The organism is Altererythrobacter ishigakiensis, from assembly GCF_001663155.1.
GTDB classification, from domain to species: domain Bacteria; phylum Pseudomonadota; class Alphaproteobacteria; order Sphingomonadales; family Sphingomonadaceae; genus Erythrobacter; species Erythrobacter ishigakiensis.
Genome location: NZ_CP015963.1, coordinates 2,540,713 through 2,566,837 on the forward strand (window position 1 = coordinate 2,540,713; position 26,125 = coordinate 2,566,837).

Annotated in this window: 30 protein-coding genes and 1 tRNA gene; 12 read left to right on the forward strand and 19 right to left on the reverse strand. The window is 55.6% G+C overall.

The window, feature by feature from the left end:
- Positions 1 to 111 precede the first annotated feature (111 nt).
- The gene (locus A6F69_RS12220) at positions 112 to 858 is read left to right on the forward strand and encodes a pyrroline-5-carboxylate reductase family protein (protein ID WP_067601743.1); all 747 of its coding nucleotides are present in this window, start codon (positions 112 to 114) and stop codon (positions 856 to 858) included.
- A 44-nt stretch (positions 859 to 902) separates the two neighbouring features.
- Positions 903 to 2,168: a glutamate-5-semialdehyde dehydrogenase gene (locus A6F69_RS12225; protein WP_067601746.1), complete on the forward strand. Its 1,266-nt coding sequence runs from the start codon at positions 903 to 905 to the stop codon at positions 2,166 to 2,168.
- Between the two features lie 44 nt (positions 2,169 to 2,212).
- On the opposite strand, the gene A6F69_RS12230 is transcribed toward A6F69_RS12225, so the two are convergent.
- Positions 2,213 to 2,299 (reverse strand) — tRNA-Leu (locus tag A6F69_RS12230).
- Between the two features lie 178 nt (positions 2,300 to 2,477).
- On the opposite strand from A6F69_RS12230, the gene A6F69_RS12235 reads away from it, so the two are divergent.
- The gene (locus A6F69_RS12235; protein ID WP_067601749.1) at positions 2,478 to 3,431 is read left to right on the forward strand and encodes a complex I NDUFA9 subunit family protein; all 954 of its coding nucleotides are present in this window, start codon (positions 2,478 to 2,480) and stop codon (positions 3,429 to 3,431) included.
- Here the strand turns inward: A6F69_RS12235 and A6F69_RS12240 are convergent.
- Complete coding sequence (locus tag A6F69_RS12240; RefSeq protein WP_067601753.1) at positions 3,428 to 3,931, reverse strand: NfeD family protein; 504 nt, start codon at positions 3,929 to 3,931, stop codon at positions 3,428 to 3,430. The two genes, A6F69_RS12235 and A6F69_RS12240, sit on opposite strands and share 4 nt — an antisense overlap.
- Positions 3,931 to 4,926, reverse strand: a complete 996-nt coding sequence (locus A6F69_RS12245) for an SPFH domain-containing protein (protein ID WP_067601756.1) — start codon at positions 4,924 to 4,926, stop codon at positions 3,931 to 3,933. The genes A6F69_RS12240 and A6F69_RS12245 overlap by 1 nt, the downstream gene beginning before the upstream one ends.
- Positions 4,927 to 5,089: 163 nt before the next feature.
- Between A6F69_RS12245 and A6F69_RS12250 the strand changes: the two genes are divergently transcribed.
- Entirely contained in the window at positions 5,090 to 7,204 is a 2,115-nt protein-coding gene (locus A6F69_RS12250; protein ID WP_067601759.1) for a PQQ-dependent dehydrogenase, methanol/ethanol family, read from the forward strand.
- 162 nt (positions 7,205 to 7,366) lie between these two features.
- A complete protein-coding gene (locus tag A6F69_RS12255) occupies positions 7,367 to 7,756 on the forward strand; it encodes a hypothetical protein (RefSeq protein WP_067601762.1) in 390 nt (129 codons plus the stop codon).
- Here A6F69_RS12255 and purU read toward each other — a convergent pair.
- From purU to A6F69_RS13085, 5 genes are all read right to left on the reverse strand, one after another.
- A complete protein-coding gene (gene purU, locus A6F69_RS12260; RefSeq protein WP_067601765.1) occupies positions 7,753 to 8,607 on the reverse strand; it encodes a formyltetrahydrofolate deformylase in 855 nt (284 codons plus the stop codon). The genes A6F69_RS12255 and purU overlap by 4 nt on opposite strands.
- Complete coding sequence (locus A6F69_RS12265) at positions 8,607 to 9,617, reverse strand: NAD(P)H-dependent flavin oxidoreductase (protein WP_067601768.1); 1,011 nt, start codon at positions 9,615 to 9,617, stop codon at positions 8,607 to 8,609. Before A6F69_RS12265 ends, purU begins: the two co-directional genes overlap by 1 nt.
- 20 nt (positions 9,618 to 9,637) lie before the next feature.
- Positions 9,638 to 10,819, reverse strand: coding sequence for a formate-dependent phosphoribosylglycinamide formyltransferase (purT, locus tag A6F69_RS12270; protein ID WP_067601771.1), 1,182 nt, complete (start codon positions 10,817 to 10,819; stop codon positions 9,638 to 9,640).
- Between the two features lie 59 nt (positions 10,820 to 10,878).
- Positions 10,879 to 11,736, reverse strand: a complete 858-nt coding sequence (locus A6F69_RS12275; protein WP_169816567.1) for a GGDEF domain-containing protein — start codon at positions 11,734 to 11,736, stop codon at positions 10,879 to 10,881.
- Between the two features lie 276 nt (positions 11,737 to 12,012).
- Positions 12,013 to 12,678 (reverse strand): helix-turn-helix domain-containing protein, encoded by a 666-nt coding sequence (locus tag A6F69_RS13085; RefSeq protein ID WP_067601776.1) that lies wholly within the window; start codon positions 12,676 to 12,678, stop codon positions 12,013 to 12,015.
- A 179-nt stretch (positions 12,679 to 12,857) separates the two neighbouring features.
- Between A6F69_RS13085 and A6F69_RS12285 the strand changes: the two genes are divergently transcribed.
- Positions 12,858 to 13,457, forward strand: a complete 600-nt coding sequence (locus A6F69_RS12285) for a peroxiredoxin family protein (RefSeq protein WP_144573579.1) — start codon at positions 12,858 to 12,860, stop codon at positions 13,455 to 13,457.
- On the opposite strand, the gene A6F69_RS12290 is transcribed toward A6F69_RS12285, so the two are convergent.
- A complete protein-coding gene (locus tag A6F69_RS12290) occupies positions 13,458 to 14,738 on the reverse strand; it encodes an aspartate kinase (protein WP_067601782.1) in 1,281 nt (426 codons plus the stop codon).
- Positions 14,739 to 14,796: 58 nt separating this feature from the next.
- Here A6F69_RS12290 and ubiG point away from each other — a divergent pair, with 58 nt between their 5' ends.
- A complete protein-coding gene (gene ubiG, locus A6F69_RS12295; RefSeq protein ID WP_067601785.1) occupies positions 14,797 to 15,555 on the forward strand; it encodes a bifunctional 2-polyprenyl-6-hydroxyphenol methylase/3-demethylubiquinol 3-O-methyltransferase UbiG in 759 nt (252 codons plus the stop codon).
- Here the strand turns inward: ubiG and A6F69_RS12300 are convergent.
- Positions 15,536 to 16,576 carry a glycerophosphodiester phosphodiesterase family protein gene (locus A6F69_RS12300; RefSeq protein ID WP_067601788.1) on the reverse strand — a complete coding sequence of 347 codons (1,041 nt, stop codon included), beginning with the start codon at positions 16,574 to 16,576 and terminating at the stop codon, positions 15,536 to 15,538. The two genes, ubiG and A6F69_RS12300, sit on opposite strands and share 20 nt — an antisense overlap.
- Positions 16,577 to 16,634: 58 nt before the next feature.
- Between A6F69_RS12300 and A6F69_RS13090 the strand changes: the two genes are divergently transcribed.
- Entirely contained in the window at positions 16,635 to 16,808 is a 174-nt protein-coding gene (locus tag A6F69_RS13090) for a hypothetical protein (RefSeq protein ID WP_157092830.1), read from the forward strand.
- Between the two features lie 23 nt (positions 16,809 to 16,831).
- Here A6F69_RS13090 and A6F69_RS12305 read toward each other — a convergent pair whose 3' ends face one another.
- From A6F69_RS12305 to A6F69_RS12315, 3 genes are read right to left on the reverse strand one after another with little or no spacing between them, the layout of a single operon-like run.
- The gene (locus A6F69_RS12305) at positions 16,832 to 17,173 is read right to left on the reverse strand and encodes an arsenate reductase (protein ID WP_067601791.1); all 342 of its coding nucleotides are present in this window, start codon (positions 17,171 to 17,173) and stop codon (positions 16,832 to 16,834) included.
- Positions 17,174 to 17,182: 9 nt separating this feature from the next.
- Positions 17,183 to 17,659 carry a crossover junction endodeoxyribonuclease RuvC gene (ruvC, locus tag A6F69_RS12310; RefSeq protein ID WP_067601794.1) on the reverse strand — a complete coding sequence of 159 codons (477 nt, stop codon included), beginning with the start codon at positions 17,657 to 17,659 and terminating at the stop codon, positions 17,183 to 17,185.
- Between the two features lie 9 nt (positions 17,660 to 17,668).
- The gene (locus tag A6F69_RS12315) at positions 17,669 to 18,415 is read right to left on the reverse strand and encodes a YebC/PmpR family DNA-binding transcriptional regulator (RefSeq protein WP_067601797.1); all 747 of its coding nucleotides are present in this window, start codon (positions 18,413 to 18,415) and stop codon (positions 17,669 to 17,671) included.
- A 54-nt stretch (positions 18,416 to 18,469) separates the two neighbouring features.
- Here A6F69_RS12315 and A6F69_RS12320 point away from each other — a divergent pair, with 54 nt between their 5' ends.
- Positions 18,470 to 19,228 (forward strand): CPBP family glutamic-type intramembrane protease, encoded by a 759-nt coding sequence (locus A6F69_RS12320; RefSeq protein WP_067601800.1) that lies wholly within the window; start codon positions 18,470 to 18,472, stop codon positions 19,226 to 19,228.
- On the opposite strand, the gene A6F69_RS12325 is transcribed toward A6F69_RS12320, so the two are convergent.
- The 4 genes from A6F69_RS12325 to A6F69_RS12340 form a co-directional block, all read right to left on the reverse strand.
- Positions 19,225 to 20,073, reverse strand: coding sequence for an alpha/beta fold hydrolase (locus A6F69_RS12325; RefSeq protein ID WP_067601803.1), 849 nt, complete (start codon positions 20,071 to 20,073; stop codon positions 19,225 to 19,227). The two genes, A6F69_RS12320 and A6F69_RS12325, sit on opposite strands and share 4 nt — an antisense overlap.
- A gap of 8 nt (positions 20,074 to 20,081) precedes the next feature.
- Positions 20,082 to 20,399, reverse strand: a complete 318-nt coding sequence (locus A6F69_RS12330; RefSeq protein WP_067603125.1) for a heavy metal-binding domain-containing protein — start codon at positions 20,397 to 20,399, stop codon at positions 20,082 to 20,084.
- An 81-nt stretch (positions 20,400 to 20,480) separates the two neighbouring features.
- On the reverse strand, positions 20,481 to 20,717 hold the full coding sequence (locus A6F69_RS12335; protein ID WP_067601806.1) for a DUF2312 domain-containing protein: 237 nt from the start codon (positions 20,715 to 20,717) through the stop codon (positions 20,481 to 20,483).
- A gap of 81 nt (positions 20,718 to 20,798) precedes the next feature.
- Positions 20,799 to 21,113: a DUF1244 domain-containing protein gene (locus tag A6F69_RS12340; RefSeq protein ID WP_067601809.1), complete on the reverse strand. Its 315-nt coding sequence runs from the start codon at positions 21,111 to 21,113 to the stop codon at positions 20,799 to 20,801.
- 62 nt (positions 21,114 to 21,175) lie between these two features.
- On the opposite strand from A6F69_RS12340, the gene pyk reads away from it, so the two are divergent.
- Complete coding sequence (gene pyk / locus A6F69_RS12345; RefSeq protein ID WP_067601812.1) at positions 21,176 to 22,645, forward strand: pyruvate kinase; 1,470 nt, start codon at positions 21,176 to 21,178, stop codon at positions 22,643 to 22,645.
- Positions 22,646 to 22,698: 53 nt separating this feature from the next.
- On the opposite strand, the gene A6F69_RS13190 is transcribed toward pyk, so the two are convergent.
- A complete protein-coding gene (locus A6F69_RS13190; RefSeq protein ID WP_211352807.1) occupies positions 22,699 to 22,836 on the reverse strand; it encodes a hypothetical protein in 138 nt (45 codons plus the stop codon).
- A gap of 266 nt (positions 22,837 to 23,102) precedes the next feature.
- On the opposite strand from A6F69_RS13190, the gene A6F69_RS12350 reads away from it, so the two are divergent.
- Positions 23,103 to 23,936 (forward strand): hypothetical protein, encoded by an 834-nt coding sequence (locus A6F69_RS12350; RefSeq protein WP_144573578.1) that lies wholly within the window; start codon positions 23,103 to 23,105, stop codon positions 23,934 to 23,936.
- Positions 23,937 to 24,039: 103 nt separating this feature from the next.
- Here A6F69_RS12350 and A6F69_RS12355 read toward each other — a convergent pair whose 3' ends face one another.
- The gene (locus tag A6F69_RS12355; RefSeq protein WP_067601823.1) at positions 24,040 to 24,474 is read right to left on the reverse strand and encodes a helix-turn-helix domain-containing protein; all 435 of its coding nucleotides are present in this window, start codon (positions 24,472 to 24,474) and stop codon (positions 24,040 to 24,042) included.
- Positions 24,475 to 24,685: 211 nt separating this feature from the next.
- Here A6F69_RS12355 and A6F69_RS12360 point away from each other — a divergent pair, with 211 nt between their 5' ends.
- Positions 24,686 to 26,098 carry an alginate export family protein gene (locus A6F69_RS12360; RefSeq protein WP_218916038.1) on the forward strand — a complete coding sequence of 471 codons (1,413 nt, stop codon included), beginning with the start codon at positions 24,686 to 24,688 and terminating at the stop codon, positions 26,096 to 26,098.
- Positions 26,099 to 26,125 lie beyond the last annotated feature (27 nt).

Here is a 26,125-nt window from a genome sequence, read left to right on the forward strand (position 1 = left end):
CAAATATAGACAAATAGATACGATAGATAATGAAATATCTATATAACCTTCGCTAATTAATTTTTTAAAAGGTGAATTTTGTTAACTGTTTTACAAATTGGATGCGGTAAAATGGGGTCTGCGTTACTTGAAAGTTGGCGCAAAGGCGATGAGGCGTTCACCATCGTCGACCCTTACCTCGACCGCGCGCCGAAGGGTGTGGCGCTGGTCAAGTCACGCGATGAAATCGAAAAAGAGCGGTTCGATACCATCGTTATTGCGGTCAAACCGCAACTGATCGACGACATCGTGCCAGACTTTCGCGGCATGCTCACGCCAAAAGGCTACATTCTGTCAATCGCGGCCGGTTGTTCGATCGAAAGGCTCAAGACTGTCAGCTCTGAGTCATCCGTGATCAGAGTGATGCCGAATTTGCCCGCTGCAATTGGCAAAGGCGTGAGTGGTCTTTGCCCGAGTAAGGCCGCCACTGAAGATCAGGTCGCGCATGCTAATGATTTGATGAACCGTGCCGGCAGCGTGATCCGCGTCGCGGACGAAGATGAGTTGGACCGTTTTACGGCGATTGCCGGGTCAGGCCCGGGCTATGTGTTCGAATTCGCTCGCGCATATGTCGAGGCGGCCAAGGATCTCGGCTTTTCCGAGGAGCAAAGCGTCCAGATGGTCCTTGGTGTAATAGAGGGCACGATTTCGATGGCGCAGCAGAGCGATCTTTCGCTTGAGGAGTTGCGCGGTTCGGTGACGAGCAAGAACGGAACGACAGCAGCGGGTCTCGATGCGCTTAACGGCGAAGGACAGCTTGGAGCGCTGATTTCCGACACGCTGAAGGCCGCAATTCGCCGCGCGGTGGAGCTGCGCTGAACGCGCCGCCACTGCTCCAAGGCAAACAAAATCTAGGAAATGACATGACTGACCAAAACCTCGATCCATCAATCCACATCCACCAGCTTGGCCAAAAGGCGAAAGCTGCTGCGCGCCAGCTGGTTGGAGCGTCAACAGAGGCAAAAAACGCTGCATTGCGCGAAGCGGCAAGAGCGCTGCGCGGTGCAACTGTGGATCTGATCGCAGCGAACGAGAAAGACGTTGAGAGCGTCCGCGGATCAAAGCCAGAGTCTTTCATCGACCGGTTGCTGTTGAATGAAGACCGGATCGAGGCAATGGCAGTGGCCTTGGAGCAGATTGCTGAATTGCCCGATCCCGTAGGCCGCAACCTAGCCACGTTCGAGCGGCCAAATGGCCTTACGATCGAGAGGGTCGCGGTCCCTATTGGCGTGATCGGCATGATCTATGAATCGCGTCCCAATGTTGGCGCCGATGCGAGTGCGCTGTGCCTCAAATCCGGTAACGCAGTGATCTTGCGCGGTGGCTCTGAAAGCCGCCGCTCAACCTATGTCATTGTCGAATGCATGCGTACCGGCCTCAAAGCAGCTGGCCTCCCTGAAGATGCGGTGCAAACGGTCCAAACCAGCGCCCGCGAAGCGGTTGCGGAAATCCTGAAGGCGACCGAAACCGTGGATCTGGTAATTCCGCGCGGCGGTCGGGGGCTGGTCGAACTGGTGCGGGATCAAGCGAAGGTTCCCACGTTGCTACACCTCGATGGCAACTGCCATAGCTACATTCATGCCGCGGCTGACCTTGAGAAATCGGTTTCTATTGTGCGCAATGCCAAGCTGCGGCGGACAGGCATCTGCGGTGCCACAGAAAGCATCGTTGTCGACGAGGCAATCGCCAATCAGGCAATTCCGATGCTGCTCGACGCGATGCCTGAATGTGAATTTCGCGGCGATGAAGCCGCAGTCGCGATCGACGCGCGGGTTAATCCCGCAGACGAAAAAGATTTCGAAACCGAATATCTCGATGCAATCGCTTCAATCAAGATCGTGTCCGCGCTGAACGAAGCGATCGACTTTGTCGCGCAACATTCCTCCGGCCACACCGATGCAATCATGACTGAAGACAAGAATGCTGCGCGCGCCTTCCTGACTGCCGTCGACAGCGCTGTGGTGATGCATAACGCATCAACGCAGTTTTCCGACGGCGGCGAGTTTGGGATGGGTGCGGAAATCGGCATTGCCACCGGCAAGATGCATGCACGCGGGCCTGTTGGCCTCGAACAGTTGACCAGCTTTAAGTATCTGGTTCTCGGCGACGGACAGACACGACCGGGGTGACTTCCCGATTTGGCATCGAATATGAACTTTGATGTATGTGTAAATGGTGCCCAGAAGAGGACTCGAACCTCCACGGGGTTGCCCCCACCGCCACCTGAAGACGGCGCGTCTACCAATTCCGCCATCTGGGCACAGGCTCTTCGCAAAATCAAACTTTGCGAGAACAAGCGAGGCGCGCGGTTAGCCCCGCTTGACTGCGGTTGTCAACGACTGATTTACACGCTTCGCATGCGCGCAAACACTTGCAGCAGCAAGCTGCATGCGGCAATGCGCTCGCAACTTCATAGATAACCTTGCAAGCAGGCCGCCATGTCTCGAAAATCATCGCTCAAGAATCAGCTTGTTACCCTCTTCGGCGGAAGCGGGTTCCTTGGAAATTATCTGTCACAGGCTCTACTTGAAAGTGGAGCGCGGGTACGCATTGCCAGCCGCAATCCGGAGCGCAGCCACAGACTCAAGCCGTTGGCCAATCTGGGTCAGATCCAGTTTGTGCGCTGTAACATCAATGATCCTCGCCAGGTTCGCGCCGCTGTGAGTGGCTCTGACATGGTCGTCAATCTGGTCGGAAGCTTCGGTGGCGACCTTATGCAACTAATGGGAGATTCCGCCGGAGATGTTGCGGCCGCCGCAACCGATGCAGGCGCAAAAGCGCTGGTCCACATAAGCGCGATTGGTGCGGACGGAGAATCATCATCCAGTTACGCCAGAGCAAATGCGCACGGAGAAGATCTGGTTCGAAAGAACTTCCCCAAGGTCACAATTCTGCGTCCATCGGCGCTCTTCGGACAGGATGACAATTTCACCAATCTGTTCGCTGGTCTGGTCCAGATGTCGCCCGTCCTGCCCGTTTTCGGACCAGATTCTCCTCTGCAACCTGCGTTTGTCGACGACCTTGCTGAGGCAATCGTTGTGGCGTTGGAAAACCCGTCCATGCATGGCGGGAAGACCTACGAGCTTGGTGGCCCGGAAGTGATCACAATGATGGAATTCAATCAAAGGATCGCCAAGGCCCAGGGTCGCAAGCGGATTTTTCTGCCTGTTCCAGACCCAATGTCAGCGGCCTTTGCAGCGCTCCCGCTGACGCCTATCAATCGCGATCAATGGGTCATGCTGAAAGAGGGCAATTGCGTATCTGGCGATTATCCGGGATTCGAAAAGCTTGATATCAAGCCGCGTCCGCTAAGTCTCTTTCTAGACAAATGGATGGTCCGCTATCGCAAGCACGGCCGCTTCGGCGAAGAAGCAAGCGGCCCGGCTAACTAATCCTGCTTGTCTTCGGCTGATTCAGAGGTCGCAGCAGGATCATCATCGCCAATCAAGGTGATTGGTTCGACCAACAGGATCGCACCGTCGCTACCGGTGATGCGAACGCGCTCGCCCTCTCCAACATCGGGCCCGCGCGCGATCCATTCGCTGTCGCCATACTTGACGCGGCCAGAGCCACCGTCGATCGATTGCGTGACGATCGCACTTTCGCCGATCAGCCGCGAACCGCGCCGATTAAGCAGCGGATCCGAGCTCTCGATGGGTGAGTCACGCAGAAATCGTCTGGCGCTGAAAGCGGTGATCAAGGAAAGCGATACGAAGACGATGACCTGTGCCGGCAGCATGAGATCAAGGCCAAGTGTCAGAATACCAGTCAGAATCGCAGCAACCGCCAGCCAAATAAGGTAGACGCCCGGCACCAGCATCTCGAGCGCGGCGAGTATCAGCCCGAGAGCAATCCACACCCAATGGGCGTCAAACCCTTCAAGCCCGTTCATCAGCTCTCACCGGCACGCGGCACGCTTGTTCGCGCGCGCCCTTGCGGGATCTGCTGACCAGTGCGGGAACCGGTCGTAACATCCCCTTCTTTCGGTTCGATCGCATCTTTTACCAATTCGCCGATACCGCCCAATGTGCCGATCAATTGAGTTGCCTCAACGGGAAACAGGATCGTCTTCGCATTAGGGCTATCAGCAAACTTGCCTACGGCTTTGGTATATTCCTGCGCGATGAAGTAATTGATCGCCTGGTTGCCCGAAGCTGCAATCGCGTCTGAAACCATCTGTGTGGCGCGCGCCTCGGCTTCAGCGGCGCGTTCGCGTGCTTCAGCGTCACGGAAAGCAGCCTCGCGTTTACCCTCGGCCTCAAGAATCGCCGATTGCTTCGAACCTTCCGAGCGCAGGATCGCGCTAGTCTTGTCGCCCTCAGCTTCAAGAATTTCAGCGCGCTTCAAGCGTTCTGCCTTCATCTGCCTCGCCATCGCTTCAGAGATATCGTGTGGCGGGCGGATGTCTTTGATTTCGACGCGTGTGATCTTTACGCCCCAGGGCGATGTCGCATGGTCAACAACTGCGAGCAGACGAGCATTGATCTCGTCACGCTTCGACAGCGTCTCGTCCAAGTCCATTGAACCCATGACTGTGCGCAGGTTCGTGGTCGTTAGCGCCATGATCGCGGCATAAAGATTGGCAACCTCGTAAGCGGCTTTACCAGCATCCAGAACCTGAAAGAAGACCACCGCATCAACGCCGACCATGGCGTTGTCCTTGGTGATGATTTCTTGCCCTGGAATATCGAGCACCTGCTCCATCATATTCACCTTTTGACCGACACGGTCGATAAAAGGGACAATGATGTGCAAGCCCGGCTCTGCAGGAATGGTGAACTTGCCCAATCTTTCAATGGTGTAGACGTATCCCTGCCGCACCACTCTGACGCCCAGGAGCAGGAAAACCAAAAGAACAAACACCAGTGCGCCGAGCGCGTAAATCATGAGCCAAACTCCTTTAGACCAGAAAAGGTATGGTAACGTTCGATCACGGTCCCGCCAAGCGAAAGCGCAAGCCTGTCAAAATTTCGAACATGGACAAAGGCAGCTGCGCGAGGCAGTCTGAAGAAACAAGTGCTGGTAAGCCGGCACCGGGGAGAGAGCAAAAATGAAAAAGTTCGGAATTGCCTTAGCGGCAGCGCTAACGCTGAGCGCGTGCAGCGAGAGCGGAGTCGATGGTGAAGCATTGCTCAATGCCGGCGATGATGGTGCGAACTGGATTACTTACGGCCGGACCTATGATGAGCAACGCTTCTCTCCGCTTGATCAGATCAACACTGCGAATGTCGGCGAGTTGGGTTTGGCGTGGTTTGCAGATATGGACACAGCGCGGGGGCAAGAAGCCACGCCGCTGGTCATTGACGGCAAACTTTATCTCACAACCGCATGGAGCAAGGTCAAAGCCTATGATGGCGTAACCGGCGCTCTTTTGTGGGAGTATGATCCGGAAGTCCCGGGCGAAACCGCCGTCAAAGCCTGCTGCGATGTCGTCAACCGCGGACTGGCGACCTGGGGCGATAGCCTGTTTCTGGGTACTTTGGATGGCCGCTTGGTGAAGCTTGATCGCGAAACGGGCGCGGTCGTGTGGAGCAAACAAACGACCGACCCCGAACAAAGCTATACCGTCACCGGCGCTCCGCGGATTATCGATGGCAAGGTCTTGATCGGTAATGGTGGCGCGGAGTTCGGCGTACGTGGATACATCGCGGCTTATGATGCTGGCTCAGGCGAAGAGCTTTGGCGCTTCTACACCGTTCCCGAGGGGACAGAAGATGAAACTTCGCCCGAGTACCTTCAGGCTGCCGCCAAAACCTGGAATACAGAGGTCCTTGCAGGCTCAGACGCGATTGGCGGCGGTGGAACGGTTTGGGATTCGATGGCATACGATCCCGACCTGAATCTGCTCTATATCGGTGTCGGAAACGGCTCACCCTGGAACCGGGCTTATCGCTCTCCAGGCGAAGATGGCACCGGTGAAGGAGATAATCTTTATCTCTCCAGCATTGTCGCGATCCGGCCCGATACAGGCGAATATGTTTGGCACTATCAGACTACACCGGGCGAAACATGGGATTACACCGCGACGCAACACATCATGCTCGCCGACATGGAAATCGACGGCGCTCAGCGTCAGGTGCTGATGCAGGCTCCGAAGAATGGATTCTTCTACGTGCTTGATCGGGCCACGGGCGAATTCATTAGCGCCAAGCCATATGTCACGGTCAACTGGGCAACCGGAATTGACGAGAGCGGCCGACCGATTGAGAATCCCGAAACACGCATCGACAAGACTGGCCAGACAGCCGTCGTAACGCCGGGCGCTTTGGGTGGACACAACTGGCACCCGATGGCCTACCATCCGGACGAAAACCTAGTCTACATTCCGGCATTTGAAGCAGCGATGGTCTATTCGCCTGAAGCCGACTGGAAACCGGACAGGGCGCGCGGTTTCAACGTCGGTTTTGATTTGAGCGCGGGCGACCTGCCGCCAGATCTTGGATTCCGAAAGGAGATCACAGGTACGCTGAAGGGTATGCTGGTAGCTTGGGATCCAGTAGCGCAAGAGCCGCGCTGGACATTAGAGCATCCAGGCCCCTGGAACGGCGGGTTGCTGGCCACGGCAGGCGGACTGGTATTCCAGGGTACCGCAGGCAGCGAGTTCAACGCCTACAACGCCGCTAATGGTGAGAAGCTATGGAGCTTTCCGGCGCAAACGGGCGTGGTTGCTCCACCGGTCACCTACACCATCGATGGTGAGCAATATGTCGCCGTGCTGGCAGGATGGGGCGGTGCATATGCACTTTCTGTAGATGGTCAGGCAATCAATGACCTTGCGCCCGTTCGTAACGTCAGTCGGCTTCTGGTGTTTAAGCTTGGCGCCGAAAGCCAGCTGCCACCCGAACCCGAACTGGCGAAATTACCGCTTGATCCTCCACCCAGCCGCGCAAATGCAGCAACCATTGCCTTGGGCGGAGAGAAATACGCACGCTACTGCGCGGTGTGCCACGCACCAGGTGCTGTTGGATCGACTGTCCTGCCAGACCTCAGGCGCTCGGGTACGCTGTCGAACCCGGCCAGCTGGCAAGCGGTTGTGCGCGAAGGCATGTTGCAGGGCCGCGGCATGGCGAGCTTTGCGGAAAGTCTCAGTGCAAAAGAATCAAATGCGATCCGCGAATGGGTGATATTCCGGGCAAATCAGGACAAGGCGGGAGGGCTTGATTAAGTCGTTCAGTTAGCAACTGAGGCACAACCTGTCTGTCAGCAGTGAACCGGCCCGGTGTCGATCTCAATCCTGAACCTTGTGCAACATGACAGTTCAGCAAGGCGACACTGACTCCAGTCTACTTTTCTCTGCGTTTCGAAATCAGGCCGGGAGTAGATTGAAATGCGTGTAATGGTTCATGGCGCGCTTGTAGCGGCGGCAGCTGGCGCTGTATTGGCCACTCCAGCTTCCGCTCAAAACCTCTCGAATGGCGACTATGAGCAGTGCTCGGTGTATGATCGTGACGGTAAATTCACCGGATACGACAGCGTCTGTTTAGAGAGGAAAAGGTTGGCCCTGGCCCGGCTGCGCGACCGACAGTCATATCACAGTCCGCCAGCGCCAGCTTATGGCGGGGCCTATTGCCCTTTCTCTGCCAATCTGGGCGCGGGCTATTTCAGCACTTGGTGGAGCAATGGCCAATTGCCGCCGATCTCGACAGCTTATGATGCGCCGGTCGATGGGCGACCTTGTATTCCCAATCAGATCTACATTCGCAAAGGTGTGCGCTAGCCTCGAAAGACGACCGTCCGACTGCCATTGAGGAGAACGCGTTCTTCAAGATGAAGTCGAACAGCTTCTGCGAGTACGCGCCGCTCAATATCCCGGCCCTTGCGTACAAGCTCCTCAGGACTATCAGCATGCGTGATGGCTTCGACATCCTGATGAATGATCGGGCCTTCATCCAGGTCAGTGGTCACGTAGTGCGCAGTCGCACCGATCATCTTTACACCGCGAGCATGCGCCTGATGATAGGGTTTAGCGCCTTTAAAACCAGGCAGGAAGCTATGATGGATATTGATGCAGCGACCGGCAAAATATGCGGCCTGCTCGTCTGACAGGATTTGCATATACCGCGCCAGAACCACAAGTTCGGTACCCGCATCTTCAGCGACCTTGCGAACCAGCACTTCCTGCTCAGCCTTGGTGTCCTTGCTGATAGGGAGATAATGGAAAGGCACGTTGCCAATATCGGTAGAGTGTATGGCTTCGTGCGGATGGTTTGAAACAATCGCGGCTGGCTCCATCGGCAATTCGCCTATACGCCAACGATAGAGCAAATCTGCAAGGCAATGGTCGAATTTGCTGACCATCAGCAGCACCCGGCGCGGCCTGTCACGCAACGCCAGTTTCCAATCCATTTCGTATTCGTGCGCTAATCCAGCAAAGGCGTCTCGCATCGCATCACACGATCGCGATCTATCTTCGAATTCAACACGCATAAAGAAACGGTCGCTCTCGCGATCGTTGAACTGCTGGGCCTCCAACACGTTTCCGCCGTTCTCGTACAGGAAACCGGTCACACGAGCAGTGATTCCGGGTCTGTCAGGACATGACAGAGTGAGGACCAGCGGTTCTGCCATCAGCGACGTGTCAGCGCCGCTTCGCTTTGCGTCATCAGTGCCTGAATGATATCTGCAACCGGCTCTTCTTCCTTGACCATGCCAACGGACTGCCCCGCCATAAGGCTGCCATTGTCAACGTCCCCATCGATTACGGCGCGGCGTAAGGCACCGGCCCAGAAATGTTCGATCTCAAGCTGCGCCTCACCCATGTCGACTTCATCGCGGTCAAGCATGCCGGCGACTTCGATCTGCTTTCGAGTAAACTCTTCAGTACCTTTGTTTTTGAGCGCGCGGACCGGGATCACCGGCAAACGTGGATCGACCTGAACACTGGTTTCCGCATCGCGTGCCTTGGCACGAAAGAATGCCTTTTTGAAGTCGGGGTGGGCGATACTCTCCTCAGCGCAAGCGAACCTCGTGCCAAGCTGAACGCCGCATGCGCCCATTTCAAGATAGATTGCGATCGCTTCGCCCCGGCCTATGCCGCCAGCGACAAAGACCACATAATCTTCGGACAGTTCGGGCAGGAACTCTTGTGCCAAGACGCTGGTGGAAACAGGTCCGATATGGCCACCCGCTTCCATGCCCTCGATTACCAACGCGTCACCGCCCGAACGAAGTAGCTTCTTCGCGAGCGCAAGTGTTGGCGCAAACACGATAACTTTCGCGCCAAATTCCTTGATGGCTTCAACGCTACCCTTGGGCGGAATGCCGCCAGCCAAGACGACGTGGCTCACGCCGTGCTTTTTGCAAACCGCGATCAGGTCGAACAGCTGCGGGTGCATAGTGATCAGGTTCACGCCGAATGGCTTGTCGGTCAGTTTCCGTGTTTCAGCAATCTCATTGTCGAGAAGATCCGGAGTCATCGCGCCGCATGCAATTACGCCGAAGCCGCCTGCATTCGAGATGGCAGAGACGAGGTTCCGCTCGGATACCCAGCTCATCGCACCGCAAAGAATTGCGTATTCGCAGCCCAGAAAATCTGTGCCGCGCTGCATCAGCCGGCTTGTTCTTGCAAAATCAGTCATGGCTGGAGCGCTTAGTCCTGTCAGTCACGATAGGCAATGCGGATGGAACCTGCTGCGCGTTTAGCGATAGCTCGCGCATCATCTGCACTTCCCGCAGATGCGAGCGCAACTCCCATACGGCGATAGGGCCGGGTCGCGGGTTTCCCAAAGAGTCGTAAGTCGACATTGCCACTTTCCACTCCAAGCGCATCAGCCACGCCATGGAAAACAAAGTCACGGCTGTCGCGGTCAGCAAGGATCACTGCCGAGGCGGACGGCCGAGCGCCTATTTTCTCTGGAACCGGTAAGCCCATGATTGCGCGCGCATGAAGATCAAACTCAGTCAAATCCTGCGAAATCAGTGTCACCATTCCCGTGTCGTGCGGGCGCGGCGAAAGCTCAGAGAATATGACTTCGTCACCCTTCACGAAGAACTCGACCCCGAACAGCCCCCAACCTCGCCCCTCACCTTGCAGCGCTTCAACGACCTGTTTCGCCATCGCTTGTGCTTTGGAGATTGCCGCTTCGGTCATTGGCGTCGGCTGCCAGCTTTCCTGGTAGTCGCCGCGTTCCTGGCGATGCCCGATCGGGGGACAGAATGTGATCCCGCCAGCATGACGAACGGTCAAAAGCGTGATCTCATAGTCGAAATCGACAAACTGCTCGACGATAACTCGGCTGCGATCCCCGCGCATATTGGCAACGGCGTAGTCCCATGCTTCTTCGAGAGAAGCGGCGTCTTCGACCTTGCTCTGCCCCTTCCCCGATGACGACATCACCGGTTTGATGACACAGGGAAAGCCGGTGCGCTGTGATGCTGCGCGAACCTCTTCGAGGTTTTCTGCATAGCGATAAACTGACGTAGTCAGGCCCAGTTCTTGGGCTGCAACATCGCGGATCGCGTCACGGTTCATCGTTAACTGCGTGGCTCGCGCAGAAGGGACGACATTGAAACCCTCTGCTTCAAGTTCGCCTAGAACCTCGGTCCTGATCGCTTCAATCTCCGGGACGATCAGGTCAGGCTTGTGCTTCTCAAGCATCGCTCGAAGTGCCTCTCCATCAAGCATGGAGAACACCTCACTAGCATCCGCAACCTGCATGGCGGGGGCATTCTCATACGCATCACATGCGATGACATGAGCTCCCAGCCGTTTGGCGGAAATTGCGAATTCGCGGCCAAGTTCCCCGGAACCAAGCAGCATGATTTTGTGTGTGAAGGCCATTTGCTGACCCTAGCGCCGCCAACTCAGCTGTCCAAGTTGTAAGCGATGATTGTGCCTTACTAGTTTGCCGCCCAATGCGGGACCTCTGCGCGCAGTTCGGCGCGATGGCCGCCCAGTGCCCTTGCGACTATAAGAGCACGCTCGGCTTGCAAAAGAACCATGTTGGTTCCGCCTAAGAGCTCGGCAAGCCCGGCTGATGCCGTAAGGCGCATATCCGCTCTTTGCGACTGCGAAGAGATCTGCTCGAAGGTTTCCAATGCATCGATCACCTGTTCGAGTGCCGCCTGGCCATCAATTTCGGGCATCAAAACCGCGAAACGCTGTCCCTCATACCGCGCCAGCATGCGATCAGCGGGAAAAAAGTTCGCAAGGAAGCGCCCAAACGCCCAAAGCATTTCATTGGCCATACCATGTCCAAAACGTAGCTTCAGCGCAGCGAAGCGATCCAGTTCCAGCACTGCGATGACTCCGCCAACTTGGTTGCGCAGATAATGGCCAAGGATTGCTCTTAGTGCCTTACCATTCGCAAGCCCCGTCGTCGCATCGGTCATTGCCGCACTAGACAATTCGTCTTCCAGGCTACGCTGTCCATCGACAGATTGCAGCAATCCCAACGCTCCGCGATTGCCCTTCTTGCCATCGGAGATGACGCGCAAACTGAGCGCGAACCACACTGGTTCTTGCATCCCAAGGACAAGCGGGAATTCCAGCCGCTTGATCGGAGATACCCCTGCGAGAGCGTCTTGATGATAAGCACGGATGGCTTCAGCGTGACAGGCACTGGTAAGATCGGCCAAATGCGGTCGAAAGAGCATTTCAGAGAGATTGAGGCCCAGAGCTTCAATACCGGGACTGGCATTCTCAATAAAACCGTTCTGATCGGTTTTTATGACCAGGCTTCCGGCTGTCTCAGCCAACAACTCTTGCAAGACCTCTCCATGCTGAAGAGAAAAACCCCTGAACATCGCTATGCGCCCCTGATTTGCGACATACCCCCGTGATCCGCCCTAGTCAGATTTGAGTTAGCTAACCCGATTCGTCGAAAATCCCCTATTTCCCGCATTACACGGGTGATTATTCGTACAATCGTTAGTTGCGTAATATAACCATCCTAAAATACGAATCGATTTCAGGATTGTTTACCATATTATTGGAATATCATAGCATTTCTATTCGTATGAATACCTAGCGCCTTATAGATCAAGCATGATCTTCACCTGATCCTTATTCAAGCCAAGCGCACTGGCGATACTGTCTCGGCTTTCTTCGATGACCGCAGTCCAACCTCTAGTGAAAGTCGAAGCTGCCAGTTCATCAATCTCGACACCAAGTGCCTCCGCAATCGCAGGAAAACGCTCGTCCAGCGGGCGTGCCTTGCCCTTCTCCCAGGCCCAGACAGTGGGCTTTGAGACATCCAGCGCGTCGGCAACATTGGCCAGAGTTAGCCCACGCGCCTTGCGTAATTGCTCAAGCTTCTTGCCGAAAGTGACATTGGAGTTCGCGGCCTGCGTCTGACCGATGGTAGGCGGTAGCGGGGCCTCGGACTTGAGTTGAACTGCGCCTAGCTCTGCCTCGCTGATCGGCTGATCAAATGCACACCCAAAAACGCCGTCGCCGACCCAAACAACCCTCGCGCCGGTTGGCCCGCTATGGGGCAAATCCACATCGAGGCGGGAACCAGTATTTAGTGGCAAATTTGTTTCCAGCAGCAGCCCGGTCACAGAAATGTTATGAATCTCCACATTGGCCTGCTTGCCCTCCGGCAATAATCCCCGCGTCGCCAGATAGAGTTGGATGCGGTTGCCGTTACGCCGATCATCACTGACAAGTAGTTCGTCCATGTGGGCACGAATTGACATGGTTTTGCTCCTTTTGCCCGCAAAGACTGGAGCGTTGAGCGTTAAGTTTCCGTTAGTTCCCCGGCCTTTCAGCACCAATATGCGCTGAAACGCATTGCCTTGTCGGTTGACCTGAAGTGCAACTGGCTGCTGAATGGGTACACACGAGAAAGAAAGTCCGCCGTGGACTGGAGAAATTGATGACAATGATGCGCAAGGCAATCTGGGGCTCAGGTATCGTACTTTTGGCTTTCGCCGGTTTGGCAGCCTGGCATTTGTGGCCGGCGTTTTCCCCGCCTGAGCATATCGAGGTTGGAACATCTGTCGGCGATCAGGTGCCAATCCGCCAAGAGCTGAAGAACGCACAGGGGGAAACCGTTACCCTTGAGAGCATTTCCGGGGCCAGCGGCACCGTTCTGGTCATGGTACGTTCTGCTGATTGGTGCCCCTTCTGCAAAATCCAGCTGGCAGATCATGCAGATATAGGAGAAGAGCTGGCCGGCAAAGGCTATACGCTGGCCAGCCTCTCATACGATGAACCTGAAAAACTGGCGGAGTTCTCAGAGGGCCTCGAGCGCCCATTCGTCATGCTCAGCGATACCGAAAGCGCTTTCATTGATGCAGTGGGACTGCGCGATCCCCAGTATGGCGAAGACCATTTCGCGCATGGTGTGCCGCGTGCCAGTGTGCTGGTGCTCGCGCCGGACGGCACAATCAGGAACAAGCTCGTCTCAGCAGATTATCGGCAGCGCCCAAGCAATGATTTCGTTTTAGGAATGATCGTGGAATCAATCCAGTAATCAGGCAGCTTCCTCATTTGAGTCTAGGCCATAGGCCGTGTGAAGAACTCGCACCGCCAGTTCGGTCTCGTCTTCATCAATCAGAACGCTCACTTTGATTTCAGAGGTTGAGATTGCCTGAATATTGATCCCGCGTTCGGACAGTGCGCGGAACATATTGCTAGCGACGCCGGCATGGCTCTTCATTCCCACGCCCACAACACTGATCTTCGCGATCTGGCTGTCAGTGATGATACGATTGAAACCAATATCCTCGCGCCGGTCTTCAAGCAGCGCCTGAGCGCGAGCGAGATCGGCTTGCGGCACGGTGAAGGTTACGTCTGTTTCACCCTTATCACGTCCAACGTTCTGAATGATCATGTCGACATTGATAGAGGCTTCAGCCAGTGGCTCGAAGATATGCGCGACTGCGCCCGGCTTGTCAGGCACGCGCGTCAGAATGACCTTCGCTTCATTCTTGTCATGCGCGATACCTGTAACGAGTTGGCGTTCCATATCGCCCTTCTCCACTAACTGGTTCATCTCTTCATCAGACACGATCATGGTGCCCGGCAATTCGTCGGCTGGAATGGCATCGTCCCCAAGGAAACTGGAGAGAACTTGCAGCCGAACCCCTTCTTTCATCGCCAGGCTGACTGATCGGGTCTGCAATACCTTTGCCCCGACCGAAGCAAGCTCCAGCATTTCTTCGTATGTAACCGCTTTTTGCTTATGCGCCTTCGCTACGATTCGGGGATCCGTAGTGTAGACGCCATCGACATCGGTATAAATGTCGCAGCGATCCGCTTTCACCGCAGCTGCCACAGCAACCGCAGATGTGTCTGACCCCCCGCGACCTAGCGTGGTGATGCGACCGGCATTGCTGACACCTTGAAACCCCGGGATGACAGCGATCTCGCCTGCCTGCATCGACGCAATCAAAGCATCCGAATCGATATCTTCGATCCGCGCCTTGGCGTGAGCCTCAATCGTGTGGACCGGCAATTGCCAACCGAGCCAGCTACGCGCCTTGCAACCCATCGACTGCAACGTCAGCGCCAGCAAACCGCTCGTAACCTGCTCGCCGCTTGATACAACGACATCGTATTCCGCCGGATCATATAGCGCATTGGCCTCGCGGCAGAAGTTCACCAGCCGATCAGTCTCGCCCGCCATCGCTGACACAACGACCGCCACTTCGTGACCTGCGGCTTGTTGTTTACGCACAATATTTGCCACGCGACGAATGCGCTCGGTCCCCGCCATAGAGGTGCCGCCGAATTTCATCACGATACGTGCCAAGCAAAGCCTCCTGTCACCCGGGCTGGTGCCCGTTAGCTTGCGCTGTTAAGGGCGCAGCATGGGTGATGCAACATCAACTGCAAAAAGCAATTCTTCACTTGGGGCAACAATCCGTCCCGAAGAGGCCGCTCATTTCTCTTCGCTTGCGCGCGAATGGTGGAATGCCAAAGGCCCAATGGCATCGCTGCACCAGGTCAATCCGGTCCGCCTAGCGTTCTTGCGCGAAGCAATCGATGCTCATTGGGGGGGGGATGTCACTTTAGCCAAACCACTGAATGGGAAGAGCACGCTGGACGTGGGTTGTGGTGCAGGTCTGGTGTGCGAGCCGATGGCGCGGCTGGGCGCGGATGTAACCGGCGTTGACGCTTCGGCGGAGAATATCGGCGTGGCAAGCGCACATGCCGAAGCTTCGGGGCTCGATATCCGGTATATGGCGGGCGAACTTGCCAACCTGAACCTCGGCGCATTCGATCTCGTTACCTGTTTCGAAGTCATCGAGCACGTGGCCAACAAGGCGGCTTTTCTTGCGCAGCTTGCTGCGAGCCTCAAACCCGGCGGATTGCTTGTTATGTCAACGCCTAACCGCACCGCTGCGAGCCGCTTGCTGCTGGTCAAGGCCGCAGAGCGCGTTGGGTATGTGCCGCGAGGCACACATGACTGGAATGACTTCGTAACACCTGACGAACTGTCCGACCTGCTTGCAGAGGCGGGGCTGGCGATGGGCGATCAGCGCGGGATCACATGGCGGCCGGGCAAGGGACTCCACCTGTCAGACGATCTTTCGCTCAACTACGCATTCATCGCGTGGAAGAGCTGAGCTCACTCAAAGCGCTCCGAACCAGCCCTGGGCTGTCTGTAAACACACCATCGACATTCTGGACTTTCAGCAGGTTCACCATGCCGAGCACATCACCGATCTCCCTGTCATCGTTACTGCTTTTCAGAACAAGTGGCAGAAAAGCATTCTCAGGTCTCAGTGTCCAAGCGTGAACCATCAGCCCCGCAGCCCTTGCATCTTCAGGCAAGGGAAGAGGAATACCATCGGGGCCGAACAACATTTGGATGCTCGCGCCGATCACATCCGCATATTCCGCGACCGCCTCCAGACCTGAAGGGGTCACCATATCCGCATAGTACATATTCGGCTCATCGGCCGGGCCGTCTTCCGGTTTCACGAGCTGCACCAGTTTAAAATCGCTGCGCTGATCGAGCCGCTGAAGCACGCCAACTTCAAAGCTCTGGATGAAAACCGGGTCAACTTCATTCACGCCCAGATCGCGCAATTCCTTTAGCAGCAGGTCAACCATGTCGATCCCCGCTTCCTGAAGCAGAAAATTGGGATGTTTGAGCTCGGGGTACAGACCGATCCTGCGTCCGGTTTCTTCTTCCTTTGCACGTACAAGCCGCACAATCTCTTCCAATGTGGGCACTTGATAGAGACCATTGAAGCGCGCATTGGCAGGGCGGATACGCGGAATACGTTCCTTCGCGCGTAGTGTACGGATTTCGGCCAAAGTGAAATCTTCCGCGAACCAGCCGGCGACCCGTTGGCCGTCAATCATCTTATCGCGGCGGCGATCCTCAAACTCTTCTCGGCTGGCAACGTCTGTAGTGCCAGACAGCTCGTTCTCGTGACGCGAAATCAGCTTAAGATCTTTCGTCACCACCAGATCGGGTTCGATGTAGTCTGCACCCTGATCAATCGCGAGTTCATAGGCCGCCAATGTGTGTTCGGGCCGCTCTGCGCTTGCCCCTCGATGGGCAATGATCAGCATCTCGTTCTTCTGTGCGATGGCAGGCGAAGCTGAACCAAATGCCAGCGTAACCGCGCCAAACATGGCCAGAATCAGGCTTCTTAACCCTTGGTTAGGCAGTTTCACGGTATTCCTCTGAACCATGTTCAAGAAGCTACTCCTGGCGACACTTATCGTCGTGATTGGCCTCTATGGGGCCGGCTATGACGTGATGGGTGCGAAAGACGACATCATTGCGGCGGCTGACAAGCAGGCTGGCGCGATGTCGCCGCGCAAGCAAGACGAACGCGGCGATTGGGGCTCTGACGCGTTCTGACGCGCTGACCACTCCAACGCTGTTCAAAGCGCCGCTTCCCACTCGCTCTCCTTGAATCCGACCAGAATGCCACCCGCGTGTTCAACTACGGGCCGCTTAATCATGCTGGGATCTTGTTCCAGCAGTGTGACAGCTTTTGCAGCATCGATATCAGCCTTCTCCACATCGGGCAGCTTGCGGAAGGTCGTCCCGCGCCGGTTGAGCACTACATCCACACCATGCGCCTCAATCCATTTGGCCAGCTTCGCGGGATCGACCCCTTCTTTCTTGTAGTCATGGAAAGCATATTCGATGCCTTTCGTATCGAGCCATTTGCGCGCCTTCTTGACGGTATCGCAATTGGGAATGCCGTAGAAATGGAGCAAGGTTAACCTTTAGACTGCACGATGGAGGTGCGCATCAGCGATCGCGACCGCGAGAGCATCGGCAGCATCCGCACCTGAAATTTGAGCGCCTGGCAAAAGCACCTTCAGCATGGCCTGAACCTGAACCTTGTCCGCGCCGCCATTGCCAACGACTGATTTCTTAACGAGCCGCGCCGCATGCTCGTTCACAGCAAGTCCTGCTATGCCACACGTAGCCAGAATTGCGCCCCTTGCCTGTGCCAGCTTTAGTGTTGATTGCGCGTTCTTGTTGACGAAAACTTCCTCGCAAGCCGCTCGATCGGGGCGGTGCTGTTCGATAACTTCACGCAGACCTTGCTGCAACGCGGCCAAGCGTAAGGCTAATTGCTCTTTAGGCAGAGTGGCGATCTGACCATTCGCGACGTGAACAATCCTGGACCCCTCCGTTCGGATCACGCCCCAGCCGGTACAACTGAGCGAGGGATCAAGGCCGAGAATAAGCGTCACGAGCGCCGATCAGGAGTCCAGTTTCGCCATAACTTCATCGCTGATCTCGTAATTGCCCCAAACGGTCTGGACATCATCATCGTCGTCGAGCGCGTCGATCAGCTTCAGCAGCGTACCCGCATTGCCTTCGTCGAGCTCGACAGTCAGGTTGGGCTTCCACGCCAACTTGACTTCCTTGGCTTCGCCGAGCGCTCTTTCGAGGCTGGACGAAACTTCGTGCAGGTCCTCGGCTGCGGTCCAGATTTCATGGCCGTCTTCGGAAGAAGCGATATCTTCCGCGCCAGCTTCCATTGCGGCTTCGAGCACCTTTTCTTCGTCGCCCGCGTCCGGTCCGTATTCGATATAGCCCAGCCGTTCAAAGCCATGAGCAACAGAACCCTCAGTGCCCAGATTGCCGCCGTTCTTGGAGAAGCATGTCCGCACATTGGTGGCGGTGCGGTTGCGATTGTCGGTCAGCGCTTCGACGATGATCGCGCTGCCGCCTGGGCCATAGCCTTCGTAGCGGACTTCCTCGTAATTGTCCTCGTCGCCGCCCGATGCCTTGTCGATTGCGCGCTGGATATTGTCCTTCGGCATCGACTGCGCCTTGGCGTTGTTGATCGCCAGGCGCAGGCGCGGGTTCATGTCCGGATCGGGCGCGCCCATTTTCGCCGCCACTGTTATTTCGCGGCTGAGTTTGGAAAACAGGTTAGAGCGCTTCTTGTCCTGTGCGCCCTTGCGGTGCATGATGTTCTTGAATTTGGAATGGCCTGCCATGGGATGTCATTTTTCCGAATTTGAATGATTGGAATCAGGGGTCGCAATAGCCGCATGACAGGTGAATCTACAAGCCTTCCGTCACCGCAAACAATGCGCGCAGAATGGGGCAGTTTTCTCGGCTTTCTGCAAAAGCCCCAGTTGCCTGTCCGGCAATCTGCGGACTTCAAAATTGGCGCAATCGCGATATCGCGCATGCTAACGCTCGATCTTACAGCTATGGGCGCGCTGTTGATCATCGCTGGTATCGTGATGGCGATCGGTGTCGATATTCCAGAGACTGCGCTGGCGGGTATAGAAATCACTCCATCGATCATATTGACTGTGATTGTCATTGCTCCCGTATCCGAAGAGCTGTTTTTTCGCAGCTGGCTGTCAGGCCGCCCACGCTATCTCGTTGCATTCCCGATCATCCTCGCCGCGGGAGTCCTCGCGGCGATACTGGGAGTAAACCATACTGGGGAAACCGCTACGACCTACGTCGGCTTCGCAATGATTGGCGGTATCTTGCTGACATTCATTATGGCAGCAATCCTATGGAAGCGTCCACCAATGAACTGGTTTCGAACGATCTTTCCGGCGATGTTCTGGCTTAGCACTCTGGCATTTGCCTCTATCCACTTGTTCAACTTCAACGAAAGCAACTGGGTAAGCTTGCTACCGCTGGTTCTACCGCAGTTCATATTGGGCATGCTGCTGTGTTATCTGCGAGTGAACTATGGGTTGTGGAGCGCCATCGCGCTCCATATGATCCATAACGGACTGATTATCACGATTGTGTTGATCGCGAGCAAAGCAACGTTCGCAAGTTAAAGCGGTAGATGCTGCGTCAGAAACCCGGCTACAGCGGCATTAAATGCATCATTCTTGTCACCCGCCACCATATGACCGGCATCGCTGACATCGACAGTTTCAGCGTGCGGCACCTTCGCGCGGAACGCCGCAATGCTCTCGTCTGAAACAATGTCGCTCAACTTGCCGCGTACAACCAGTACAGGAACTTCTGGGCGCTGCCCTAGCTTGTTCGTCGACCGTTGCAGCGGCTCGCGAAACTGGCTTGGGTCCTCGACGCCGAACATTACCGGATCCCAGTGCCAATACAGCCGCCCGTCATCGCGGCGGCGCAAATTCTTCATTAGTCCACTCGGATCTTTTGGGCGCGGACGTTCGGGATAGTAGGCTGCAACGGCATCGGCTGCTTCATCCAACGAGGCGAAGCCACCATGATGTGCATTCATGAAGCTGACGATCCGTTCGACACCCTTGGGTTCCATATCCGGGACGATATCAACCAGAATTATTGCTGATGGGGATAGCCCTTCGCCAGCAGCGTGAATTGATGTGAGCCCGCCCATGGACGCGCCAACCAACGCGAACGGCACGTCGCAGTCATCGATAACCGCATGGATGTCTTTGATCCGGTCAAATATGGCATAGGCTCCGGTTGGCGACCATTCGCTTTCCCCATGCCCGCGCGCATCAAGATTCACGACCCGATAACCCGCAGCGACCAACGCGCGCATTGCCTCAGCCCAACTGTGCCGGGTCTGCCCGCCGCCATGCATCAGCAGAACCAGCGGCGCGCCCTCCGGTCCGCTGACGTCTCCGACTAGCTTCAGACCGTCGCTGGCAACAAATTCCGCGCGCTCAGCCCCCATACCTCACGTCAGACCTTTACTGCGGTTCCGCTGGCAGACACCATCAGCATCGAGCCAGTGTCGCCAATCACTTCGTAATCGAGGTCGATGCCCACCACCGCGTTGCCGCCGCGGCTGGCGGCTTCCGCCTGCAGTTCTTCGATTGCCTGATTGCGGGCGTCGGCCAGAATGCGCTCGTAACTGCCAGAGCGACCGCCTACGATGTCGCGGATATTGGCAAACAGATCGCGGAACAGGTTCGCACCAACAATCACTTCACCAACCACAATCCCGCAATATTCCTGGATCGGCCGCCCCTCGATTGTCGGTGTAGTCGTTACGATCACTCCGCGCGCATCTTTCCACGGACCGGCCATGCTAATCTCCTTGCTTGCTGTATTACTTAGATAATACGCGAACCGGGAAAATCAACCAAGCCCCAGCGCAGCCTTGTAGGTTTCCAGCACGGTCTCCATTTCTGCGCGATCATCAGGCTTCATTTTGCGCAGACGCACGATCTGGCGCATGATCTTGGTATCATAACCGACCGCCTTGGCCTCAGCATAAACATCGCGAATATCGTCAGCGATGCCTTTCTTCTCCTCTTCTAGGCGTTCGATGCGCTCGATCAAAAGGCGCAGGCGGTCGTCGGTGGCTTCAGCCATCTGGTCAGGTCTCCGTTGGAATGAGAATCGGTTTGGCCCCGCGATAGCCAGCAAGACCTGCCGCGTGAACCGGGCAAGTGATCAATCCACGCGATTTTTCGCGATACTTGCTTCCATCGCAGCCAATTGCTCTTCGGTAGCAGGCTTCTGCCGCGTTGCCTTCCACTCTTCCATCGGCATGCCGTGGATCAATTCCCGCGCCGCAGCTTTGTCACCATCGAAGCCAGAATCGCGGATCCAGTCAGCGAGGCAATTGCGGCAAAATCCCGCAAGCCCCATAAGCTCGATATTCTGCGCATCGTGGCGGTGCTGCAAATGGCGCACCAGTCGGCGAAATGCCGCCGCTGCAATCGCATCATCCAGCCGTTCGACCGCATTCTCTGAATTCGTATCCATCAATTGGTATCCTTTGAGACTATTCCTTGAGTTGAAACACAACTGTGTCATAGCATTGTTTCATGTCACGCACCGCACTCAGTCGGCTCGACCCGCGAAGCCGTAAAGTCAAAATTCTTGCAACGATTGGTCCAGCCAGCCGCGACCCTGAGGTTCTGCGGCGCTTGCTGAAAGCCGGGGCCGACGCGTTTCGTGTCAACATGAGCCATGGCGAACATGCCGATCATGCCGCGACGATCAAGGGCATTCGCGCGCTGGAAAAGGAATTCAACCGACCGATTGCAATTCTAGCCGATCTGCAAGGTCCTAAGCTGCGTGTAGGCACGTTCAAGGATGGCCAAGCGGTCATTCGCCATTCGGGCCATTTCACGCTTGATCGCGATCCCGAACCAGGCGACGAGACACGGGTGTGCCTACCGCACCCTGAGCTGTTCGGCATCTTGGAAAAGGGGCAGCGACTGCTCATCAATGACGGCAAGATCCGCTTGCGAGTGCTTGAGGCCAGCGCAGACAAAATCCTGTGTTCGGCGGAAGTTGGCGGCGTGATTTCTGATCGCAAGGGTGTGAATGTGCCCGACGCCGAAGTTCCTATCCCGGCGCTGACAGAGAAGGATCGCAAGGACCTGGCCTTTGCGATCAAGCAGAATGTCGACTGGATCGGACTTAGTTTTGTCCAGCGACCCGAAGACCTTGCCGAAGCCCGTAAGCTGATGGGCGGCTATGGTGCGCTATGCGCCAAAATCGAAAAGCCGATGGCGGTCCGGCGTCTTTCTGAGATTATCGAGATGTCAGACGGCATCATGGTAGCACGAGGAGACTTAGGCGTTGAACTGGAACCGCAAGAGGTTCCGCCGCTGCAGAAGAAGATCGTCAACGCAACCCGAACTGCGGGCAAGCCGGTGATCGTCGCGACCCAAATGCTCGAAAGCATGATCGAGAGCCCCACACCCACCCGCGCTGAAGTGTCTGACGTAGCAAACGCGGTCTACGATGGCGCAGATGCGGTGATGCTCTCAGCAGAAACGGCAGCAGGTGATTGGCCGGAGGAAGCAGTCGCCATGATGGACAAGATCGCCGAACAAGTCGAGCGTAGCGAGGACTATCGTGCACGCGTACGTTTCCTTGATACGCCGCCCGACGCCACCACCTCTGACGCGTTGGCGCATAGCTGTATGACCATCGCCGATACCGTGGCGATCAGCGCGATCACGGTGTTTACTGCTTCCGGATCAACCGCGCGGCGCGTGGCGCGCGAACGACCGGATACGCCGATGTTGGTTCTGACCCCGTCAATGAAGACAGCGCGGCGCGTTGCTTTGCTATGGGGTGCGCATGCCGTGGCAACCAAGGACATCGGCAGCTTTGAAGAGATGATCGCCAAGGGTAAGCGGATGGCGCTGCGTCATGGCTTCGGCAAGGCAGGCAGCAAGCTGATCGCGCTGGCTGGTGTGCCTTTCGGAACGCCTGGCGCGACAAACCTTCTGCATGTCGTGACGCTGACCGGAGATGAGCTCGACAATCACAGGGGTTAGGCGGGCGGACTGTCTGCTAACGACCCAGTTGCAGACATTGCACACCGACGGGCCTATTCGCCGTTGCGATAGCGCCATTCACCATCAGACCTAAGGTAGCTGATGATAATAACGGCCGCAGTCAGCTGGATCGCCGCAATTACGAAAGCCAAGGTCGGAAGTAGCGATCCGGATAAGATCATGGCAGCCACGTATAGACCTAATACTAACCATCCCTCCCAAGCGATGGGGAAACCTACCCCGTATCCATATCGCTTCACAGGGAACCATGGTTTTTTGCCTTGGGTTGGCATGACATCTCCTAGACGGCAGAATAGTATGTTGGTCGCGAACCATATAGTCAAAATCTGCTTTCGAGCCGGTTGCGGACGTTTCCGGTGTAGCCGCCCATTTTGACACCAGCGAGATCTTATGTGAGTAGTGCCACTTAGGGTCGTGGAGTTTGAGGGAGCGTCCATTGTTCCGTCCACTTATTTGTATCTTTGCACTCAGTGTAACTTCCGCCCTGTACGCGGAAGATTTACCCCCAATAGAAACACAAACAGCATCAATTGTTGAAGCGATTAAACAAGGTCAGTTTGACTCTCGATTTTCCGACGAAGTCGAACTTAGTTCCTCGCAAATTGCCGAGATTTCGAAACTTGTAGGATGCACCCCCCAAAGAAAGTCACCGCAAGGCCTCTGGTTGATGGAATTTAGTTGGCATTGTGGAGAAGACACTTCCTATTCAGGCTATTCCATCGCGACCTCGTGGCTATTCAATCAGAAGTCAGAGCTGGTTGGTTTTGCTATTAACCCGACTTTGGAAGACCTTCGGCCATCATCCAAGGCTACCGAAGGCAAGAGCCAAGAACCTAAATCAAAGTTTGCAAATCGCTTTGCGGAAGCAGTCGCGAAAGGCGACGACTACACGCTTTCCGGATACCTGATTTTTTCACAGTACGAGAACGAGCGTCTGGCAAGACTGGAAGGAAGCGAATACTCGGTTAGCATCGGTGGCTCAAACGGAGCTCGAAGCATCAAATTCTGGGACGCTGACAACATATTGCATCAAGCGAGGATGCATTTTGATGACGAGGGACGAGCCATAGGGCTGACTTTCAAACCAGGCCCGGAGAAAGATTACGCAGGGCGGCGTGCAGCTTCTGCTCGTCGCGATTCGCACTCCCAAATTGAAACACGTGAGCGCTTGAATCGCAATAGAGAGTCGGAACGGCGATACAATAGACCGCGCTCCAGCAGACCCAGATCTAGCGAAATGCCACGCAAATATTGCCCTCCCAACTGTTGATTTTCACGTTCGAAATAGAACTGGCATTCGCCAAAATCGAGTTTCTCTAAATTACAAACGAACCCGATTGTTTAGTGTCTACTCTCCACTTCATAATCAGGGATTAGCCAGTTCTTCGGATCACCTCTGCCAATGTCGAGAGATACTCTAGAGAATGATCGGTCATCGGTTCAAGATCTCTGCGAGCATCATCACCAACGGACCAATGCCCGTCGGAATTCCTGACCACCCAGCCTTTCGCTTGCAATCGCGAGATTTTGCGGCGCACAGTTTCGCGCGGGATGCCGGTGATTTGAGCAATGGAATGCGTGTTCAAAGGGGTCGTAAGCTCTCGCCGGGCTTCGCCGGCAAGGAACTGCTTATAGGTAATGTCAGTCGGCATCTTGTGTCTCGGCAAGACAGCCGAGCCAACCACCGCCAGTATCAGCACCGAATCCAGATCACCGTCAAATGCTGCACGCAAGCTCGATAGAAGACGGATGAAACCATCCACATGGACAGGCCAAATCTTTCCGAAGTTTTCTGCAGCGAATTTCATAAAAGATTGCCCCCATCATGTGAGAGAAAAGTTACTGCCCATTTTGGGCATCCACAACCTTTACACGAGTGTTATTAACGCGAAACCTGAAAGAAAACAGAATCTACCCGGTCGCGATGCTGGAGATGTTTTGGTGACTTCCACACGCTGCGAAATGATGTCCACGCCCTCTTCATGCCTTGGAAAGCCGGGCAGATTGAGATGTCTTCTTGTGAGTTCGGCCGCGATGGCCTTGATGTGCTCCGGAACAGCTATTGCCCAAGATGCTTCGCCTGAGCAGCAAGCCGGGCCAGAAGAAGTCGAATTTCGCTTCACTCTTGAGGGCGGAATCAATGCAGTAGCTGAAGAAAACCTGTTCTGGAATCTGGCGGAAACTTTCGCACCGACTGCCGACTTCAACTCGGACACGCAATGGATTGAAGCCTACATGAAACCAGGCGTTGAAATGACATCCTACATTTCTGAAGGTACGCGAGTTTACGGTGGTGCTTCTTTCGTAGCATCGATGACGACAGGCCAGGACGGCTTAGGGCAAGGGGACACGGGCCGGGTAACAATCGAAGAGGCCTTTCTAGGAGTAAAGACCGGGTCGAAAGAAACCGGCGAGTTGGATATTTCTATTGGGGCGCAGGAACTCAAACTCGGCACAGGAATGCAGATCGCCAACGGCGCCTCGAACGGGTTCGAGCGTGGAGCAGTCAAATTGGGTCCAAGAAAGGCATGGGAACAAACGGCCATCGCCAAGTTGACCATTGACCGGCTAACCGCGCGCGCCTTTTTCATCGACCCGAACGAGTTGAGCTCAAATAATACCAAGACGGAGATGGCCGGCGGCGATATTCGCTTCGATTGGGACCAGAACTTCGCCGGCTTGTCATATGTGAATGTCCTGCAATCGGGTGCGCCGTACCCGCAGGCCGGGGCCGGTGGTTTGGGGCCACCCGTCTTTCTTGATGGGGGGCGTGATGGACTGAATTCGCTTTCATTTTACGGCCGGGTGCACCCGCTCAAAGAGGCTATGCCCGGTTTCTATGTCGCGCTGGATGGTGCCCATCAGTGGAATAGCAGGATTGATCTGGACGCTTGGGCCGGACGGGTGCAGGTTGGTCACGTATGGAACAACAAGCCCTGGCGCCCCGAAGTTTTCTACACCTATCAAACCTTCTCAGGCGATGACCCGAACACTCCGGAGTTGGAACGTTTTGACCCATTGAATTACGAAGGCTCACCGGCAAGCTGGGCTACCGGCTCGAAATCGGCACTCGTTTTCATCAATTCCAATGTCCAGTCGCATCAGCTGACCTTTAAGCTGATGCCTAGCCGGCAGGATTTTGTCACACTCAGGACTGCGCATATCCGAGTGAACGAGCTGCGCAGCCCCATTCAGTTCGGACAGGCAACGAGACTTGATCTCACCGAAGATCTGGGCAGCGTTGTGGCTGGCGTTACCGATCCGCACCTCTCAGACGATGTGTTCCTTGAGTATACACGGGTGCTTACGCCCAACATTTTTCTGACCGGTGGCTTCAGTGTTTCGTTTCCCGGAGACGGGATCAAGAATGCTGTCGGCGGATCTGCACCGGCTTGGACCGGCGGGTTCGTCAATATCGTAGTAAATTACTAAGCTTCTCCTCGGCCCATCTGGCGGCCT